The 16,167-nt window shown below is 75.1% G+C and carries 11 protein-coding genes; 5 read left to right on the plus strand and 6 right to left on the minus strand.

Going from position 1 to position 16,167, the window contains the following annotated elements; all coding sequences use genetic code 11:
* Positions 1 to 38: 38 nt before the first annotated feature.
* Entirely contained in the window at positions 39 to 3,623 is a 3,585-nt protein-coding gene (locus AB0F77_RS13305; RefSeq protein ID WP_361946259.1) for a right-handed parallel beta-helix repeat-containing protein, read from the minus strand.
* A 604-nt stretch (positions 3,624 to 4,227) separates the two neighbouring features.
* Between AB0F77_RS13305 and AB0F77_RS13310 the strand changes: the two genes are divergently transcribed.
* The 3 genes from AB0F77_RS13310 to AB0F77_RS13320 are packed head-to-tail and all read left to right on the plus strand — an operon-like array spanning position 4,228 to position 9,442.
* The gene (locus AB0F77_RS13310) at positions 4,228 to 4,614 is read left to right on the plus strand and encodes a hypothetical protein (protein ID WP_361946262.1); all 387 of its coding nucleotides are present in this window, start codon (positions 4,228 to 4,230) and stop codon (positions 4,612 to 4,614) included.
* A 25-nt stretch (positions 4,615 to 4,639) separates the two neighbouring features.
* Positions 4,640 to 5,512: a hypothetical protein gene (locus AB0F77_RS13315; RefSeq protein WP_361946265.1), complete on the plus strand. Its 873-nt coding sequence runs from the start codon at positions 4,640 to 4,642 to the stop codon at positions 5,510 to 5,512.
* Between the two features lie 57 nt (positions 5,513 to 5,569).
* A complete protein-coding gene (locus AB0F77_RS13320; protein WP_361946268.1) occupies positions 5,570 to 9,442 on the plus strand; it encodes a CHAT domain-containing protein in 3,873 nt (1,290 codons plus the stop codon).
* A gap of 161 nt (positions 9,443 to 9,603) precedes the next feature.
* Here the strand turns inward: AB0F77_RS13320 and AB0F77_RS13325 are convergent, their stop codons facing one another.
* The 5 genes from AB0F77_RS13325 to AB0F77_RS13345 all read right to left on the minus strand — a co-directional run bounded on the left by AB0F77_RS13325 (position 9,604) and on the right by AB0F77_RS13345 (position 14,404).
* Entirely contained in the window at positions 9,604 to 10,899 is a 1,296-nt protein-coding gene (locus AB0F77_RS13325; RefSeq protein ID WP_361946271.1) for a PP2C family protein-serine/threonine phosphatase, read from the minus strand.
* Between the two features lie 100 nt (positions 10,900 to 10,999).
* Positions 11,000 to 11,407 (minus strand): peptide-methionine (R)-S-oxide reductase MsrB, encoded by a 408-nt coding sequence (gene msrB, locus AB0F77_RS13330; protein ID WP_361946274.1) that lies wholly within the window; start codon positions 11,405 to 11,407, stop codon positions 11,000 to 11,002.
* 14 nt (positions 11,408 to 11,421) lie between these two features.
* A complete protein-coding gene (murC, locus tag AB0F77_RS13335; protein ID WP_361946277.1) occupies positions 11,422 to 12,813 on the minus strand; it encodes a UDP-N-acetylmuramate--L-alanine ligase in 1,392 nt (463 codons plus the stop codon).
* 161 nt (positions 12,814 to 12,974) lie between these two features.
* The gene (locus AB0F77_RS13340; RefSeq protein WP_361946280.1) at positions 12,975 to 13,430 is read right to left on the minus strand and encodes an indole-3-glycerol phosphate synthase; all 456 of its coding nucleotides are present in this window, start codon (positions 13,428 to 13,430) and stop codon (positions 12,975 to 12,977) included.
* Between the two features lie 173 nt (positions 13,431 to 13,603).
* A complete protein-coding gene (locus tag AB0F77_RS13345) occupies positions 13,604 to 14,404 on the minus strand; it encodes a pyrimidine reductase family protein (protein ID WP_361946283.1) in 801 nt (266 codons plus the stop codon).
* A 37-nt stretch (positions 14,405 to 14,441) separates the two neighbouring features.
* On the opposite strand from AB0F77_RS13345, the gene zapE reads away from it, so the two are divergent.
* Together zapE and AB0F77_RS13355 are read left to right on the plus strand one after the other, a co-directional pair.
* The gene (zapE, locus tag AB0F77_RS13350; RefSeq protein WP_361946286.1) at positions 14,442 to 15,551 is read left to right on the plus strand and encodes a cell division protein ZapE; all 1,110 of its coding nucleotides are present in this window, start codon (positions 14,442 to 14,444) and stop codon (positions 15,549 to 15,551) included.
* 185 nt (positions 15,552 to 15,736) lie between these two features.
* Complete coding sequence (locus AB0F77_RS13355) at positions 15,737 to 16,132, plus strand: hypothetical protein (protein ID WP_361946289.1); 396 nt, start codon at positions 15,737 to 15,739, stop codon at positions 16,130 to 16,132.
* Positions 16,133 to 16,167 lie beyond the last annotated feature (35 nt).

Here is a 16,167-nt window from a genome sequence, read left to right on the forward strand (position 1 = left end):
CCGCGTACTCGGGGGTAACGGGCGCCGGCGCCGGGCGCTCAGGTCGGTGGGAGGTCGGTGGTGCGGAGCATCAGGAGTTCCTGGTGGGTGGGTTCCGGGACCTCGGACAGCCGGACCGCCATCCGCTCGATCATCGTCTCGAACACGGTGCGCGCGTCCCGCCCGTTGGCGGGCGTCCCGGAGCGGTCCGCGTCCTGGAAGCGGGCGAGCAGCAGCGGCTCGACGCCCGGGTCGAGTTCGAAGCCGTGCCGGCCGGCGAGGTAGGACACGATCCGCACCAGTTCCTCCGGCCCGTACGGCGCGAAGGTCACCGTCCGCGAGAACCGTGACGCGAGGCCGGGGTTGGCGGTGAGGAACTCCTCCATCTCGGCGGGGTAGCCGGCGGCGATCACCACGACGTCGTCGCGGTGGTCCTCCATCAGCTTGGTCAGCTCGTCGATGGCCTCCTGCCCGAAGTCGTGGCCCACGCCGAACCGCCGGGACAGGCTGTACGCCTCGTCGATGAACAGGACTCCGCCGCGGGCGCTGTCGAAGGCGGCGCGGGTCTTGAGCGCGGTGGAGCCGAGGTACTGGCCGACGAGGTCGCTGCGGTGCACCTCGACGACGCGGCCGTCGCCGAGCACGCCGAGCCGGGCGAGGATACGGCCGTAGAGCCGGGCCACGGTGGTCTTGCCGGTGCCGGGCGGCCCGGAGAACACGAGGTGGCGGCCGACGGGCGGTTCGGGCAGCCCGGCGGCGCGGCGCAGCCCGGCCAGGCGCAGCAGGTCGGACTGGACGCGCACCTGGTGCTTGGCCCCGGTCAGGCCGATGAGCGCGTCGAGTTCGGCCTGCGGGTCCCCCTCCCCGGCGGGGTCGGGGCCCGGCGTGTCCCGGGTGGTGACGCCGGTCTGCCGTACGGTGCCGTCCCCGGCGACGCCCTCGCCCCGGCTGCCGGTGATGCGGCTGTCGACGATCCGGCCGCTCGCGCCCTCGTCGGTGCGCACGCCGTCGCCGCCGCTGCCGGTGCAGGAGGTGTCGCGCAGCTCGAACTGGCTGCTGTTCGCGGCGCGTACGCCGTCCGATCCGGAGTCGGTCACGGTCAGCCCCTCGGCGGTCAGGACGCCGCTGTCCAGGACGTGCGCGCCGTGCCGGCCGGCGCGCTCGACGGTGCAGCGGAGGGCGGTCAGACAGGCGGTGTCCCGGACGAACAGGCCGTCGGAGACACAGTCGGCGACCCGGACGTCGTGCGCGGTGACGCGGGCGGAGCCGATGAGGGCGATCCCGCAGTCGGAGACGCGGCTCAGGTCGGCGTCGGCGAGTTCGCCGGAGGAGCCGGTGCCGGAGCCGTGCAGCCCGTACTTGCAGTCCTCGGCGCGCAGTCCGGTCACCTCGACGGTGCCGTCCTGGCACAGCCGCACCACCGCGCCGGACAGCGCGCGGGCCTCGACCCGGGTGAGGACGGCGTGGCCGTTCTCGACCACGACGCCCTGGCGGGCGCCGTCGACGCGGCAGCCGTCGGCGCGCAGGCGGCCCTTCCGGTCGACGTGCAGGGCGGCGTTGGAGGCCCGCCGGAAGGTGCAGTCGGTCAGCCGGGCGCCCGCCTGGTCGACCACCCGCAGGCCGACGGCCCGGCAGTTGTCGAACGCGCAGTCGCTGAAGGCGGGTTCGGCGCCGGTGGTGACGAGGGCGCCCGCGTCGGCGCCGTCGACCCGGGCCCGCTCCACGGTGCCGCGGCCCTGTTCGGCGAAGCCGAGGGCGGTGCCGGAGAGGTCGTGGAAGCGGCAGTCGCGGATCTCGGTCTCGGCGTGCCGTTCGGTGAGGACGCCGTGTCCCGTCGCGCCGGTGAAGGCGCAGTCGGTCACGGCGGCGCGGCTGCCGCCGCCGGTGACGTGGACGGCGGCGCCGCGGGTGCCGGTGAAGAGACAGCCGGTGACCTCGGCGTGCGCGCCGTCGGTCACGAGCAGGGCGTCCTCGGTGGCGTCGGTGAGGCGGGTGCCGCGTACGACGGCGCGGGCGCCGCGCAGCACGAGGGCGCCGCCCGCGAGTTCGCCTCCCTCGACGGTGATCTCCGTGCCGGGCGCGGCGGTCAGCGCGCTCGCGGTGCCGCGTCCCTCCACCCGGCAGTCGCGCAGGGTGAGCGAGCCGCCGGTGACGTCGAGGGCCGCCGGGCCCCGGCCGACGACGATCAGCCCGGTGAGCACGGCGCTGCCGGTGGTGCTCACCTTGGTCGCGCCGGGTGGTTCGACGAGCACGCTGCCGGGGCCCTGGACGGCGCGGATCTCCACGTCGCCCTTGAGGGACAGGGGTTCGGGGTAGCGGCCGGGCTCGACCAGGACGCGCAGCGGCCGGTCGCCGCCGTGGGCGCCGAGGGCGGCGGCGATGCTGCGGTGGCCGCGGGTCGCGGTGCGCGAGACCCGCAGGACGCGCAGTTCACCGGCGGACGCCGCGGGTACGGGCGGATCGGCGGGCGGTGCTGCGCCGGCCAGGGCGGGCGCGCTCCAGCGGCGTACGGCCTCCTCGCCGCCGGCCGGTCCCGTGACGGAGTAGCCCGAGGAGCCGAGCGCGTAGGCGAGTTGTGCGGGGTGGAGGGAGAGGCCGTGGGGTTCGCCGGGGGTTCCGGCGAGCACGGGCACGATGTCGAGCCGTCCGTCGTCGGCGGTGCGCAGACCGCCGTGCAGCGGGGCCGGGGCGGGGGCGCCGTCGGCGCTCGGGCGGGCGCGCAGTGTCCAGCGGGGCTGCCGGTCGCCGGGGGCCTGCGCCCCGGACTCGATCTCCAGGTCGCCCGTCACGGCCCGGGGCAGGACGCGTTCGTCCGCCCCGACGCGCAGCCGCAGGGCGCCCGCGTCGACGCGCAGTTCGCAGCGCCGGCCCGACAGCCGGTCGAGGGCGGCCAGCAGGGGCAGGACGACGGCGGGGGCGGCGATGCCCGCGCCGACGTAGGCCCAGTGCGGGCCGGGGCCCGGGTGGGTGTCGCCGAGGCGGAGGTAGCCGTAGCAGCACAGCAGCCAGAGCAGGACGGACAGTTTGCGTCCGTGGCGCGACAGCCGCAGCGCCAGCGGGGAGCGCAACCGGCCGGGTATGCGGTGGGCGCCGTCGGCCGCGGTGTCCGGCGGTACTCCGATACGGCGCCAGCGGGGCCCGGCGTGGGTGTCGAGGGCCCGGTCGAGCGTGGCGGGTTCGGTGTCCAGCGGGCGCAGGTCGACGGCGAGGCCGTCCCAGCCGTGGTCCCAGCGGGGCGCGGGTTCCAGGAGCCGGGCGCAGCGGGCGGTGGGGCGGGTGACCCGGTGCCGGGCGGCCGGGGTGGCCGTGCGGATCAGGAGCTGTTCGGGGAAGCGGTGGCCGGTGCGCAGCAGCCGCCGGTCGGTGGCCGGGAGGACGCACAGCAGGGTGATCTCGCTCCACGGCAGCCGCAGCCGGCGCAGGGTGCCGCGCCACTCCACTCCGGCCGCGTCCACGACGAGCGCCTGCGGCAGCAGCGAGGTCAGCAGCAACCGCAGGCCGAGGACGGTAAGGACGGCCGCGCCCAGCACACCCTCGGCGACCACGACCGACGGCGCCCCCACCGCGCGGGTGGCGTCGACGGCCAGCCGGCACACCAGCACCCCCGCCCCGGCTCCGACCCCCGCCCACAACCGGGCCCGCACGACCCGCAGATCCCGCCGAAAGACGACACGGGCGGGGGCAGTGGGGCGACTTGGGGTGCCGGGGGCGTCGGGGGTGGGGGCGTCGGGGAACGGTCCGCCCGACGACGATGAGTGCGGGGACGGCACGTCCGGCGAAGGCGGGTTCGGGGAGGGCAGGTTCGGGCCGGCGGGGTTCGGGGCGGGAGAGTGCGGGGCCGTGGGGTTCGGGGACGGCGAGTTCGAGGACGGCACATCCGAGGACAGCGCATCCGAAGACTGCGGGTTCGAAGGCGGAGCACCCGGGGCGGGCAGGGTCGGGGCCGCGGCGTTCGGGGACGGCGAGTTCGCAGACGGCCCGTCCGGGGTCGGCGAGTTCGGGCCCGTGGAGTTCGGGGCGTTCGGGTTCGGGGACGGTGCACCCGGAGACGGCACGTGCGGAGACGGCGAGTTCGGGGACGGCGCTTCCGAAGTCGGTGGGTCTGGCAGTGTGTTCGGTGCGCCGCGCGGATGCGCATCGTCGTTGTCGCCCGTACCCAGCAGGACGTTCACCGGCAACCCCCGTCCCGGATCAGTGGATCGGACCGACCCGGGAGCAAGCGTAGAGGATCCGACTACCATGGGTGACGTGTCGTCACATGAATCCCGCGACCGTCAACTGACCCTCCTGTGCCGGAGCCTGCCGGGTCTGCGCAGGCTGAGCAGGGGCCCGGTGGGCGCGGCGCGGCGGCTGGTGATCGAGCGCGCGGTGCGCGCGGCCCGCGCCGGTGCGCCCCTCGACGAGCACCTGGAGGCGCTCGGCCTGTCCCGGGCCCGTACGGCGGTGCCCGTCGCGGAGGGCGAGGAACCGCGGACGACCGTGCCCCGGGTGGCGGAGGCCGCCCCGCGGGCGCTGCTCGGTGTCCACGTGTGCCCGCTCGGGGTCTGCGACCGGCGGGAGCCGCGCGCGGCGGGCGAGGAACTGCCGGTGTGCGAGGTCTTCGACCTGGCCCTGCGCTTCGACGCCGAGGGCTGAGGGGGTCGGTGTGCTCTCGGGGTTCATGACGGACGTCGGCCGCAGGCTCGCGGAGCGCTGGGCGGCCTCGGTGGTGCTGCCCGGTCTGCTGTTCACGGCCGCGCTGGCCGCCGCGCTGACGCTGGGCCAGTCCCGCTGGGACGACACCGGTCGGCTGCGGCAGCGGCTGACCGAGCTGAGTTCCGGATCGGGTTCGACACGGACGTCCGTGCTGCTGCTCGGGGTGCTCGCCGTGTCCTTCGGGGCCGGACTGCTCGCCGACGCGCTCGCCGGACCGTACGAGCGTGCCCTGCTGGGCAGTTGGCCGGGACCGCTGGGCCGCGCGGCCCGCGCGCTGACCGCCCGGCGGCGCCGGGTGTGGCAGGAGCGGGAGGACGCCTGCGCCGAGGCCCGCGCGGCGGGCGCGGACGCGACCCGGGTCGGCGAACTGGAGGTGCGGCGCGACGCGGTGGCGCTGGTCCCGCCGGAGTGCCCCACCTGGATCGGCGACCGGCTGCGCGCCCCCGCGGTGCGGACCAGACTGGAGTACCGGCTCGAACTGCCCGACGCCTGGCCCCGGTTGTGGCTGCTGCTGCCGGACACCACCCGCGGACCGCTCGCGGACGCCCGGCAGCGGCTGGACGAGGCGATGCGGCTCGGCGGCTGGGCCGTGCTCTACGTGCTGCTGGGCGCGGTGTGGTGGCCGAGCGCGCCGGCCGGGGTGGTCGCGGGCCTGGTGGCGTGGCGGCGCGGACGGGAACGGGCCGACGAGTACGCCGAGTTGGTGGAATCGGCGGTCGACGTGCACCTGCCGGAGCTGTTCGAGCGGTTCGACGAGGAGGCCCGCCCGGTCCGGGCGAGCCTGGGGCCCTCGCTCACGGCGCGCTTCCGCAAGGGGGCGGGGCCCCGCCACCACTGACCGGTCACGAAGGTGCCCCCGGCCCGCCGCCGGGGGCGCGGAAACGGGGTGCGGAGCATGACGACGGGGACGACGGGCGCACTGCGGCCCTCCGAGGCCGACCGGCCCGCCGAGCGCGAGCGGCTGCTGGCGGCGGTCCGGGCCGGCCTCGACCGGCTGGACGAGCCCGGCGGTACGGCGCGGCTGCACACCGCGGAGGCGCGCGGCGACACCGACGGGCTGCTGTGGCACCTGGTGGGTCCCGCGCCGGGCGGCGGCTTCGCCGTCGACCTGGAAGTGGCGTACGTCCTCGGGGTGATGTGCCTGTTCCGCGCCGACGACCGGCCCGAGGCACCCACCGCCCTGACGGACGGCCGGATCGGACTGGTGCTGCTCGCGCCGTTCTACTGCCGGCTGCCCGGACAGCCCGACGTCCTGCCGCCCCCGCTGCGCGCGGCCCTCGACCAACTGCTCGGTGAGGACGAGAACGGGGACGGGGGCGGAGGCGGGGACACACGCCAGGACACACAGCGGGACACGGCGCAGGCCACACGGCAGGACACCCACCAGGACGTACGGCGGGACACGCAGCAGAACGCGCCGGAGGAGGACCCGGCCGGGAGCGGGAGCGGGCATGGGCGCGGAGGCGGCGCCCGGTCCCCGGACCCCGAGGCGGCCGTGCGCGAGCACGCCGCGGCCCTCGCCGACCTGGCGCTGCTGGTCCTGGAGCTGGCGGTCGCGCTGCCGTATCCGGAGGCGTTCGGCGTGTGCGAGCGGCTGACCGGGGAGGCCCTGCCGTATCTCGCCGAGCCCGAGCGCTCGGTTGCCGGCTGCAACCTCGGCTACGCGCTGCTGCTGGGCTCGGTGCACTCCCCGGAGGGACGCGGGCGGCTCGGTGAGGCCGTGGCCGTGCTACGCACCGCGTTCGCCGGCACCCCCGAGGACCATCCCAACCACGCCCGCTGCGCCAACGGTCTCGGTCTGGCCCTCCTCTCCGCGGCGGCCGAGGCCGAGGACCGCGACCGGCTGCCCGAGGCCGCCGCGATGCTGCGCACGGCGGTCAGGACCGCCACGGAGATCGATGAGAACGTGGCCCAGATGCACTCCGACCTGGGCCACACCCTCACCGTGTACGCGCGCAGCGCCGGGGAGGGCGACGTGGTGGGCCCGGAGGTGCGGGAGGAGGCCGTCGCCGAGCTGCGCCGCGCCGTGGACCTCACCCCGGACGACGACCCCGCCCTGCGCGAGCGGCTCGACCGGCTCGCCGATGCCCTGCTGACCGGGCTGCCCGAGGACGACCGGCCGCGCGCCGCGGCGGGGGCGCGGGAGGCGGTCGAGCCCCTGCGGACGCTGCTGGACCTCACCCCCGAGGGGCACCCCGAGCGGCCCGACGTCCTGCTGCGGCTGGCCTCGGCCCATCTCACGGCGCAGGAGCCGGAGGAGGTCACGAGGCTGCTCGGCGAGGCCGACCCGGTGTTCGCGGGCGACGCGGAGCGCACCCGGCAGGCCGGGGGGCTGCTCGTCCAGGCGGCCACGCTCCGGGGCGAGCTGGCCTCCCGCTCGGACCTGACCGACGAGCAGCGGGCGGACTGGGAGGCGGTCGACGCGTACATGCGGCCGCTGCTGTCCGGGGAGGCCGGTGGCCATCCGCTCGGCGCGGTGCTGAACCTGCTCGGCATGGGCGCCGAGGGCGGCGGGAGCCGGGGGCAGGAGCTCATGGAGTTCGGCAACCTGGTGCTCGGCTATCCCGACCGGGTCTCCCTGGGCGAGGTCTTCGGCAAGGCGCTGGAGCTCCAGTCCCGCCGTATCTCCCGGCTGCCCGAGGAGGAACGCGCGGACGCGCTGGCCGCGTTCCTCGACGGCGAGCCGGAGGCGTCGGTCCCCGCGGAGCCGGTCGACACCGCCCCGCTCGACGAACTCCTCGTCCTGCACGAACGGTTGCTCGCCCGCCTGGAGCCCGGCTCGCGCGAGCACCTGCTGCTGCGCGGCGGTCTGTCGGCGCTGCGGCTCCAGCAGATCATGTACGACTCGCAGAACCAGCCCGACGACGAGTCCCGGCTCCGGTCGATGCGCGGCTCGCTGCCGCTGCTGCGCGAACTGTTCGAGGAACTGCCCTCCTATATGGAGGGGTTGGGCATCACGCCCGAACTCTTCGGCGGGCACACGGCGTTGGCGTACTCCGCCGAGTCGCCCTTCGACCAGCTGGAGGCCGTGGAGCGGGGGGTGCGGGAGGCCCGTCGCAGGCTGTCCACGTCGGAGCCGGGCACACCGGAGCACGACGCGACGCGGGCCTCCCTGGCGATCTCCCTGTTCATCCGGCACGGCGTGTGGTCCGAGGAGGCGGACTTCGAGGAGGCGGTGGCGATCGCCCGTGAGCTGACCGCCGTACCCGATCCCGGTATGCGCGCCGCGATGGTGCTGACGCAGTGGACGCAGACCACCGGCTCGCGGCTCCAGCGCGCCCGGCTGCTGGGCGCGGCGGCGGCGCGGCCCGGCCAGTCCTCCAGCCTGATCACCCGGCTCGCCTCCGACGGCGCCGCGCGGGCGCTGGACGAGCACGACCCCGTGGAGGCGCTGGAGACGCTGGAGGACGGCCGGGCGCATCTGCTGTCCACGGCGCTCAACGCCCGCCGGGAGCTGGAGGTCCTGCACGGCGCCGACGCGGAGTTGCACGCGCGGCTGCGGACGGCCCTCGAACACATCCGTGAGCTGCGCGCCGGCATGGAGCGGGGCCGCTGGCCCGAGCCGCACGAGGTCGAGGCGCAGCGGCTGGCCTCCGAGGACGCCGCCCGGCTCGTCGCCGAGCTCCAACAGCGCCCCGGCTTCCGGCGGTTCCTCACGCCGCTGCCGCTCGGCCTGGACGATCTGCGGCCGGCCGCCGCGGAGGGCCCGGTGGTGAGCGTCAACGTCCATCCCCGGCGCTGCGACGCGCTCGTACTGGGGCCCGAGGGGCTGCGCGCGGTGCCGCTGCCCCGGCTGTACGCCTCCGATCTCGCGGCGCAGGCCGAGTCGTTCCGCTTCGCGGTGGAGGTCCTGGCCGCGGGGCCCGGAGATCCGCTGTTCGAGGAGGCCCGGGAGATCTTCACCGGGACGCTGGCCTGGCTCTGGGACGTCCTGGCCGAACCGGTCCTGGACGCACTGGGGTTCACGGGTCCGCCCGACGGGGGCGCGCCCTGGCCGCGGCTGTGGTGGTCGCCGTCCGGTGTGCTCAACGCGTTCCCGCTGCACGCGGCCGGCCGCCACGGTCCGGGTGCCCCGGCGGGCGCGGCGGTCCTGGACCGGGTGGCGTCCTCGTACACGCCGACCGTGCGGGCCCTGCTGCACAGCCGGGCCCGTCGGCGCGCGGCGCCCGGCGACCGCGGCACGCTCGCCGTCGCGCTGCCCGAGACACCGGGGCAGGCGCCGCTGGCGCGCACGGTCGCGGAGGTCACGGCGGTGGCGGCCGCGGGCGGCGGCACCCCGCTGATCGGCGGTGCGGCGACCCGGGAGGCGGTGCGCTCGGCCCTGCCGGCCGCGTCGGTGGTCCACTTCGCCTGTCATGCCGACAGCGATCCGGAGGACCCGGCGGCGAGCCGGCTGCTGCTCGCGGACGGCGATCTGCACATCCGTGACATCGCCGAACTGCGTCTGGAGTCGGCGGAGTTGGCCTATCTGTCGGCCTGCGGAACGGCCCGCGCCAATGTCACCCCGGCGCTCGCCGACGAGGTCATCCATCTGGCCTCGGTCTTCCAACTCGCCGGCTACACCCAGTCGGTGGCCACGCTCTGGGAGGTCCCCGACGCCTTCGCGGCCCGGGCCGCGGCCGGTTTCCACCGCGTCCTCGCCCCGGCCCTCGCCGACCCCGCTCCCCTGCCCGCGGCCCTCGCGCTGCACCGCGCGGTCCGTGAGCTGCGCGCGGCGGACCCGGAACGGCCGTGGACCTGGGGGGCGTTGGTGCACGCCGGGTCGTGAGCGGGGGCGGCGATCCGATCGTGCCCACGGAGGACGCGCCCGTGACCACGCGGGATGTCGAGGCGACCGTCTGCCACGTCGCCGACCAGCCGCTGACCGTGGGCCACCGGGTGCCGCTCGGGCACGGCATCCGCACGGTCAAGGCGATCCGGGCCGCCGGTTCACCGGTCCGCCTCCCACGCCGACTGCTCCCCCACCGTGACGCCCGCGCGCAGCCGGGGCCGGGCCGCCACCACCGCCACGTCGTCCTCGGCGTTGCGCGCGTCGAGGCGGTCGACGATGGTCTCCAGGACGTCCTCGACGGCGGGGACGGTCGCGAAGCGCAGGCCGGCGAGGCGGTCCAGGGAGGCGTCGATGTCCTCGTCGCGGTGTTCCACGAGGCCGTCGGTGAACAGCACCAGCGTCTCGTCGGGACCGATGACGTGGGTGGTGGACTCGTAGCCGCCGAAGCCGGTGCCGAGCGGCGGGCCCACGGGCACGGGCAGCAGCCGGGTCCTACCGGTGCGGGTGATCAGCGCGGGCGGCAGGTGCCCGGCGCTGGACAGGGCGAGCTGGCCGCGGGCGGGGTCGACGCGGACGATCAGACAGGTCGCGGGGCGGCGCTCGGCCTCGGTGGAGGCGATGTCGTCCATCTGCCGCAGCACCCGGTGCGGGGGCAGGTCGGCGGAGGCGATGTACCGCAGCGAGGAGCGGTACGCGTTCATGTCGACGGCGGCCTCCAGGCCGTGCCCCATGACGTCGCCGACGACGAGCAGCGTGCGCCCGAAGTGCAGCCGTACGGTCTCGCACCAGTCGCCGCCGACCAGGGTGTGCCCGCCCGCGGGCAGATAGCGGATCGCGACCTCCAGGTTGGGGTGCGGGCGGCCGGGCTCGGCGAGCAGGGCGCGTTGCAGGTCGCCGGCGGTGCGGTTGGCGTGGGCGTACGCGCGGGCGTGCCGGATGTGGGAGGCGGCGCGCTCGGCCAGCAGGGCGAGGAGTTCGGCCTCGGCGGCCGTGAACGGCCCGCCCTCACGGGCGCAGACCAGGACGCCGTAGTGCCCGTCCCCGCTGGTCAGCGGCACGCACAGGGCGGGGCGGGCGCCGTCGGTGTCCATCTGCACGGTCCAGGGCCGCACCGGCCGGTCGACGGCGGGGTGGCCGGCCTCGCGGGCCACGGCGGTGGCCCAGCGGGCGTCGGGCAGGGTGTCCGGGTCCCCGCTGATCGACTCGTACCCGGTGAGCGTGTCCCCCGCCAGGCGCAGCACGGCCCCGGCGCCCCCGGCCAGCCGTACGGCGGTGCGGACGAGTTCGTCGCAGGTGGTGGACTCGTCGAGGGTGGTGCCGATCCCGGCGACCGCCGCGCGTACGGCCTTCAGCCCCGGCCGTGCGCCGTCGCCGGAGCTCTCGTCCGCGCGGCCGAGGACACCGGCCGCCGCGGGTCTCCGCAGGGCCTGGATCCAACGCGCGACACCCACCACCCCCACAGACTCTCAAACAGAACATTCCAGACACCAGCCGCGCATGTCACGCCTGGGCCTCCCGGGCCGCCGCGGCCCGGGAGGAGGGGCCGGGCGGGACTCAGCCCTCGTCGGCCGCCAGTCGCAGGGAGATGCTGTTGATGCAGTAGCGCTGGTCGGTCGGGGTCGGGTAGCCCTCGCCCTCGAACACGTGTCCGAGGTGGGAGCCGCAGCGGGCGCAGCGCACCTCGGTGCGGACCATGCCGTGCGAGCGGTCCGCGATCAGCTCCACCGCGTCGGTGTCCTTCGGGTCGTAGAAGGACGGCCAGCCGCAGTGCGACTCGAACTTGGTGGTGGAGGTGAACAGTTCGGCGCCGCAGGCCCGGCAGGAGTAGACGCCCTCGGTCTTGGTGTCCGTGTACTCACCGGTGAACGCGGGCTCGGTCGCCGCCTGACGCAGCACGGCGTACTCGGCCGGGGTCAGCTCCGCGCGCCACTGCTCGTCCGGCTTCTCGACGTCGTACGACATGAGTGTCAGCCCCTTTACTGCTGCGAGAGACGGTCAAGGATCAGCGGGCCCAGGTCCGTCACGTCACCCGCGCCCATGGTGAGAACGAGATCCCCGGGCTTCGTCATTCCCGCGATCACCGCGGGCGCCTTGTCCTTGTCGTGGACGGCCGTGACGTCGGCCCCGGCCGCGCGCGCCGCCTCGACGATCAACTCGCTGGTGACGCCGGGGAGCGGGTCCTCGCGGGCCGGGTAGATGTCGAGGACGACCGAGGCGTCCGCGAGGGCCAGCGCCTCGCCCATCTCCTTGCCCAGCTCCTGGGTGCGGGAGAACAGGTGCGGTTGGAAGAGGACCAGGATGCGGCCCTCGCCGACGGCCGCGCGCATCGCGTCCAGGTCGGCGGTCATCTCGGTGGGGTGGTGGGCGTACGAGTCGACGACCTGGACCCCGGCGGCCTCGCCCTTGAGCTGGAGGCGCCGCTTGACCCCGGTGTACGCGGCGAGCGCCGGCGCCAGCCGCTCGGCCGGGACACCGAGGGCGGCGCCTGCGGCCAGGGCTGCCACGGCGTTGTGGGCGTAGTGCCGGCCGGGCACGGAGACCGCGAAGGTCAGCTCCCGGCCGTCCAGCACCGCGGTGACCTCGCTCCTGAGCCCCTGTGGGACGACGGACAGGACCCGTACGTCGGCGTCGGCGGCCTCGCCGTACGTCACCGTCCGCACCCGGCCGCGAAGCCGCCGGGTCAGTTCGCGCGCGCCCTCGTGGTCGGCCGAGATCACCAGCGTGCCGCCGGGCACGATCCGGTCGGCGAAGGTCTCGAAGGACTCGTAGATCTCGTCCATCGAGGCGTAGTTGGCGTGGTGGTCCAGCTCCACGTTGAGGACGACGGCGACCTCGGGCGCGTACTTGTGGAAGCTGCGGTCCGACTCGTCCGCCTCGGCGACGAAGATCTCGCCGGTGCCGTGCAGGGCGTTGGAGCCGGGCGCGTCCAGGTCGCCGCCGATGGCGTACGACGGGTCGAGGCCCAGCTCGCCCAGGGACACCGCCAGCATCGAGGTGGTGGTGGTCTTGCCGTGGGTGCCGGCGACGGCGATCGGACGCAGCCCGTCCATCAGCGCGGCGAGGGCGTCGGAGCGGTGCACGACCGGGATGCCCAGCTCCGCGGCCCGGGCCAGCTCCGGGTTGTCCTCGCGGATCGCGGAGGACACGACGACACAGGTGGCGTCGTCGGCGAGGTGGCCGGCGGCGTGCCCGACGTGCACGGTCGCACCCAGCGCGCGCAGCGCCCCGGCGGTCTCCGAGTCCTTCGCGTCGCTGCCCGCCACGACGGCCCCCCGCTGCGCGAGGATCTTCGCGATACCGGACATCCCGGCCCCGCCGATCCCGATGAAGTGCGGTCGGTCCATGGCGTGAGGAAGGCCGGGTGCCATACGCGTTTCTCCCAAGTGCGGTACAGGGCGGAACGCTCCCCCGCGGGGAAGCGCCCCCAGCCTATAGCGCCCCCGGAAGGGTGCCGTCTGTACTGGTATGCGGCGTCACCGGTATGCGGCGTCACCGCGCGCCGGGGACCCGCCGGCGCGCGGCCCGGCCGCTACGCCTTGCTGTGCGAGAACAGCTTCAGCACCGGCACCCCCACCTTGTGCCGCGCCCGGGAGGCCCAGTCCCGGTGGAAGAACTCCTCCACGTAGTGGGGATCGGTCAGCACGATCACCTCGTCCGCGCCCACCTCCTCCACGAGGGACTTCAGCGCGTCCAACGGATGGTCCTCGACCAGCCGCCCCTCCGCCCCGCCGCCGCCGGCCCGCAGCGCGGCCAGCGACACCGCCAGCGCCTGTTCGGCGGGCTCCTTCGCCTCGGCGCCCTCCGGCGTCGCGCCTTCCCGCGCGGCGTCGTCCAGTTCACCGAGGGCGATGTCGTCGATGGCCCGCAGCAGCCGGTCGGCCTGGTCTCCGCGGGGCTGGAGCAGCACGTGGAAGGCGACGTCCTCGTCCCCGTGCAAGGTGCTGACGAACTCCACGTCGGCGGACGTCAGGGCCTTCTCGATCATCAGTACGCTTGTGAACACCAGCGCCCCATTCTCCATTCGAGGACCCCTCGGGCCCTCTCTCCTCCGTGGGCCGTTCGAGGCCCTGCGGAAACCATCCTGCCCCGTGATCGCACGGACCTGCCGGAATAAGTGTGCCCGGCCGAGGCTAAGCGGAATTACCGATTCCGCCGAATTCAGGAACGACGGTACCTACCGAACAAAAACCCGGCCTCTTCCAGCAAGGACACCAGTTCGAAATTCAGGGGTGCGGAAACGGGCGGCCCGTCGGCGATGCGCTGGGCGCCGCCCGCGACGAGCAGCGGCGAGAGGGTCAGACAGAGCTCGTCGAGCACGTCGGCGGCGATCCACTGGCCGAGCAGCCGGGGACCGCCCTCGGTGAGCAGCCGGGTGTGGCCGAGGCCGGCGAGGGCGCGCACGGCGCGGGCCGGGTCGACCCCGGCGCCGTCGCCCGCGACCACCACGCGGGCGCCCGCCCGCCCGGCGGCGGCGACGCGGTCGGGGGGCGCGGCGGCACCGGTGAGGACCAGGGTGGGCACGAGGGGCGAGGTGAACAGGGGGAGCGAGAAGTCCAGGTCGAGGCTCGCGCTGACCACCGCGACCACGGGGGCCGGTCCCTGTCCCGCCGCGGCGCGGGCCTCGGCGAACTCCGCACGCGCGCGGGCCGGCCGGTACCGCTCCTGCCGCACGGTCTGCGCGCCCACGACCACGACGTCCGCGAGGGCCCGCAGCGTGCCGAAGATCCGCATGTCGGCGGCCGAGGAGATGCCCTGCGAGCGCCCTTCGTGCTGGGCGGCCCCGTCGAGGGTGGACACCATGTTGGCCCGCAGCCAGACCCGCCCCCCGGGATAGGCGTAGGCGTGCGCCAACTCCCGCACTCCCCACTCCCGGTCGGCCCCCGCCGGGACGCCGTCCCCCGTGTCCCCGGTGGAGGTCTGGGCTGCTGTTTCGTCGGTCACAGGGAACAGGCGTCGCATGCCGTGCAGTGTGACACGGCGCTTAGCATGGGGAACCGTGTCGTCCTCCACCGCAGCCTCCGGCCTCAGCCACCTCACCGGCGCGACCCCGCAGTCCCTGTGCGCGCGCGAGCCGCACGTCCCCGCGGACCGGCTGGTCGCCGAGATGGTGCCGCCGCCGCGCTTCGACTCGGTCCGCTTCGCCACGTACCACCCGGACCCGAACCAGCCCAGCCAGACCGAGGCCGTGCGCGTCCTGGAGGGCTTCGCGGCGGGACTCGGCGGGGCGCACGCCGTCGGCGGCGGCGCACGGCGCGGCCTCTTCGGCTTCGGCAGGGCGAAGGCGCCGAAGACCCCGGCCGGCCCGCGCGGGGTGTACCTGGACGGCGGGTACGGCGTCGGCAAGACCCATCTGCTCGCCTCCCTGTGGCACGCCACCCCGGCGGACGCCTCGCTCAAGGCGTTCGGCACGTTCGTCGAGCTGACCAACCTGGTCGGCGCCCTCGGCTTCCAGCAGACCGTGCAGACCCTCTCGGGCCACCGCCTGCTGTGCATCGACGAGTTCGAGCTCGACGACCCCGGCGACACCGTCCTCGTGTCGACGCTGCTCGGCAAGCTGGTGGACGCCGGGGTCGCGCTCGCCGCCACCTCGAACACGCTGCCGGGCAAGCTGGGCGAGGGCCGCTTCGCGGCGGCCGACTTCCTGCGCGAGATCCAGGGCCTGTCCGCCCGCTTCCGCACCCTGCGCATCGACGGCGACGACTACCGCCACCGCGGTCTGCCCGAGGCGCCGGCGCCGTACTCCGACGACCAGGTGACACGGGCCGCGTACGCCACGCCCGGCACCTCGCTCGACGACTTCCCGCACCTCCTCGACCACCTCGCCAAGGTCCACCCGAGCCGGTACGGCGCGCTGACCGACGGACTGCGGGCCGTCTGCCTCACCGGTGTCCGCGCGGTGCCCGACCAGTCGACGGCGCTGCGGCTGGTGGTCCTCGCGGACCGGCTCTACGACCGCGAGGTCCCGGTGCTGGCCTCGGGGCTGCCGTTCGACCGGCTGTTCAGCGAGGAGATGCTGAACGGCGGCTACCGCAAGAAGTACTTCCGCGCGATATCCCGGCTGACCGCGCTCGCCCGGGACGCCAAGGGGCTCGTCGCGGCCGATTAGCTGACGCCGCCCACGCCGGTCAAGAGCCGGTTCGCGCCAGATCACCAGCGGTTTTCACGCTTCCGTGTGCTGGAAACGCCGAGTTAACCCTGCAAACAACTTTGCAGGGTTAACGTGTTTCTTGACCATCCATTGACCAACGCTTGGTGCGTGCGAGAGACGCGAATCTGTCGGGAGGAGGGCGCATGTTCCGAGGTACGACGGCCCGGACCGTGGTGTCGCTCCTCGCCATCGCCCTGCTCGCCCTTCAGTTCTTCGCGCCCGCGGAAACCTTCGCAACCGCGTACACCCCGCGTCACGCAGAGGCCAAGGCTCAGCTTGGAACCGAGCCCTCCGCCCAGCCGTTGCGCAACGGTTTCGCAACGTTCCGCGCCCCGGACAAGGACGGGGAGCCGACCGGCCCCCCGCAGACCCGCGACCGCCACCGCACCACCGGCTCCGGATGGGCGCAGGAGCGCCCGTCCGTCGCCCGGATCACGGTGCCTCCGCCCACGGCGGCCGCATCCGGCCCCACGCACCGTCACACCGCAAGACCGTCAAGATCCCACTCCGCGGCAGCGCTTCAGGTCTTCCGCTGCTGACGGGGGACGCGACCCCCCACAACCGTCGTGCACGT

The sequence above is a fragment of the Streptomyces sp. NPDC026672 genome (genome assembly GCF_040638185.1).
In the GTDB taxonomy this organism is placed as follows: Bacteria; Actinomycetota; Actinomycetes; order Streptomycetales; family Streptomycetaceae; genus Streptomyces.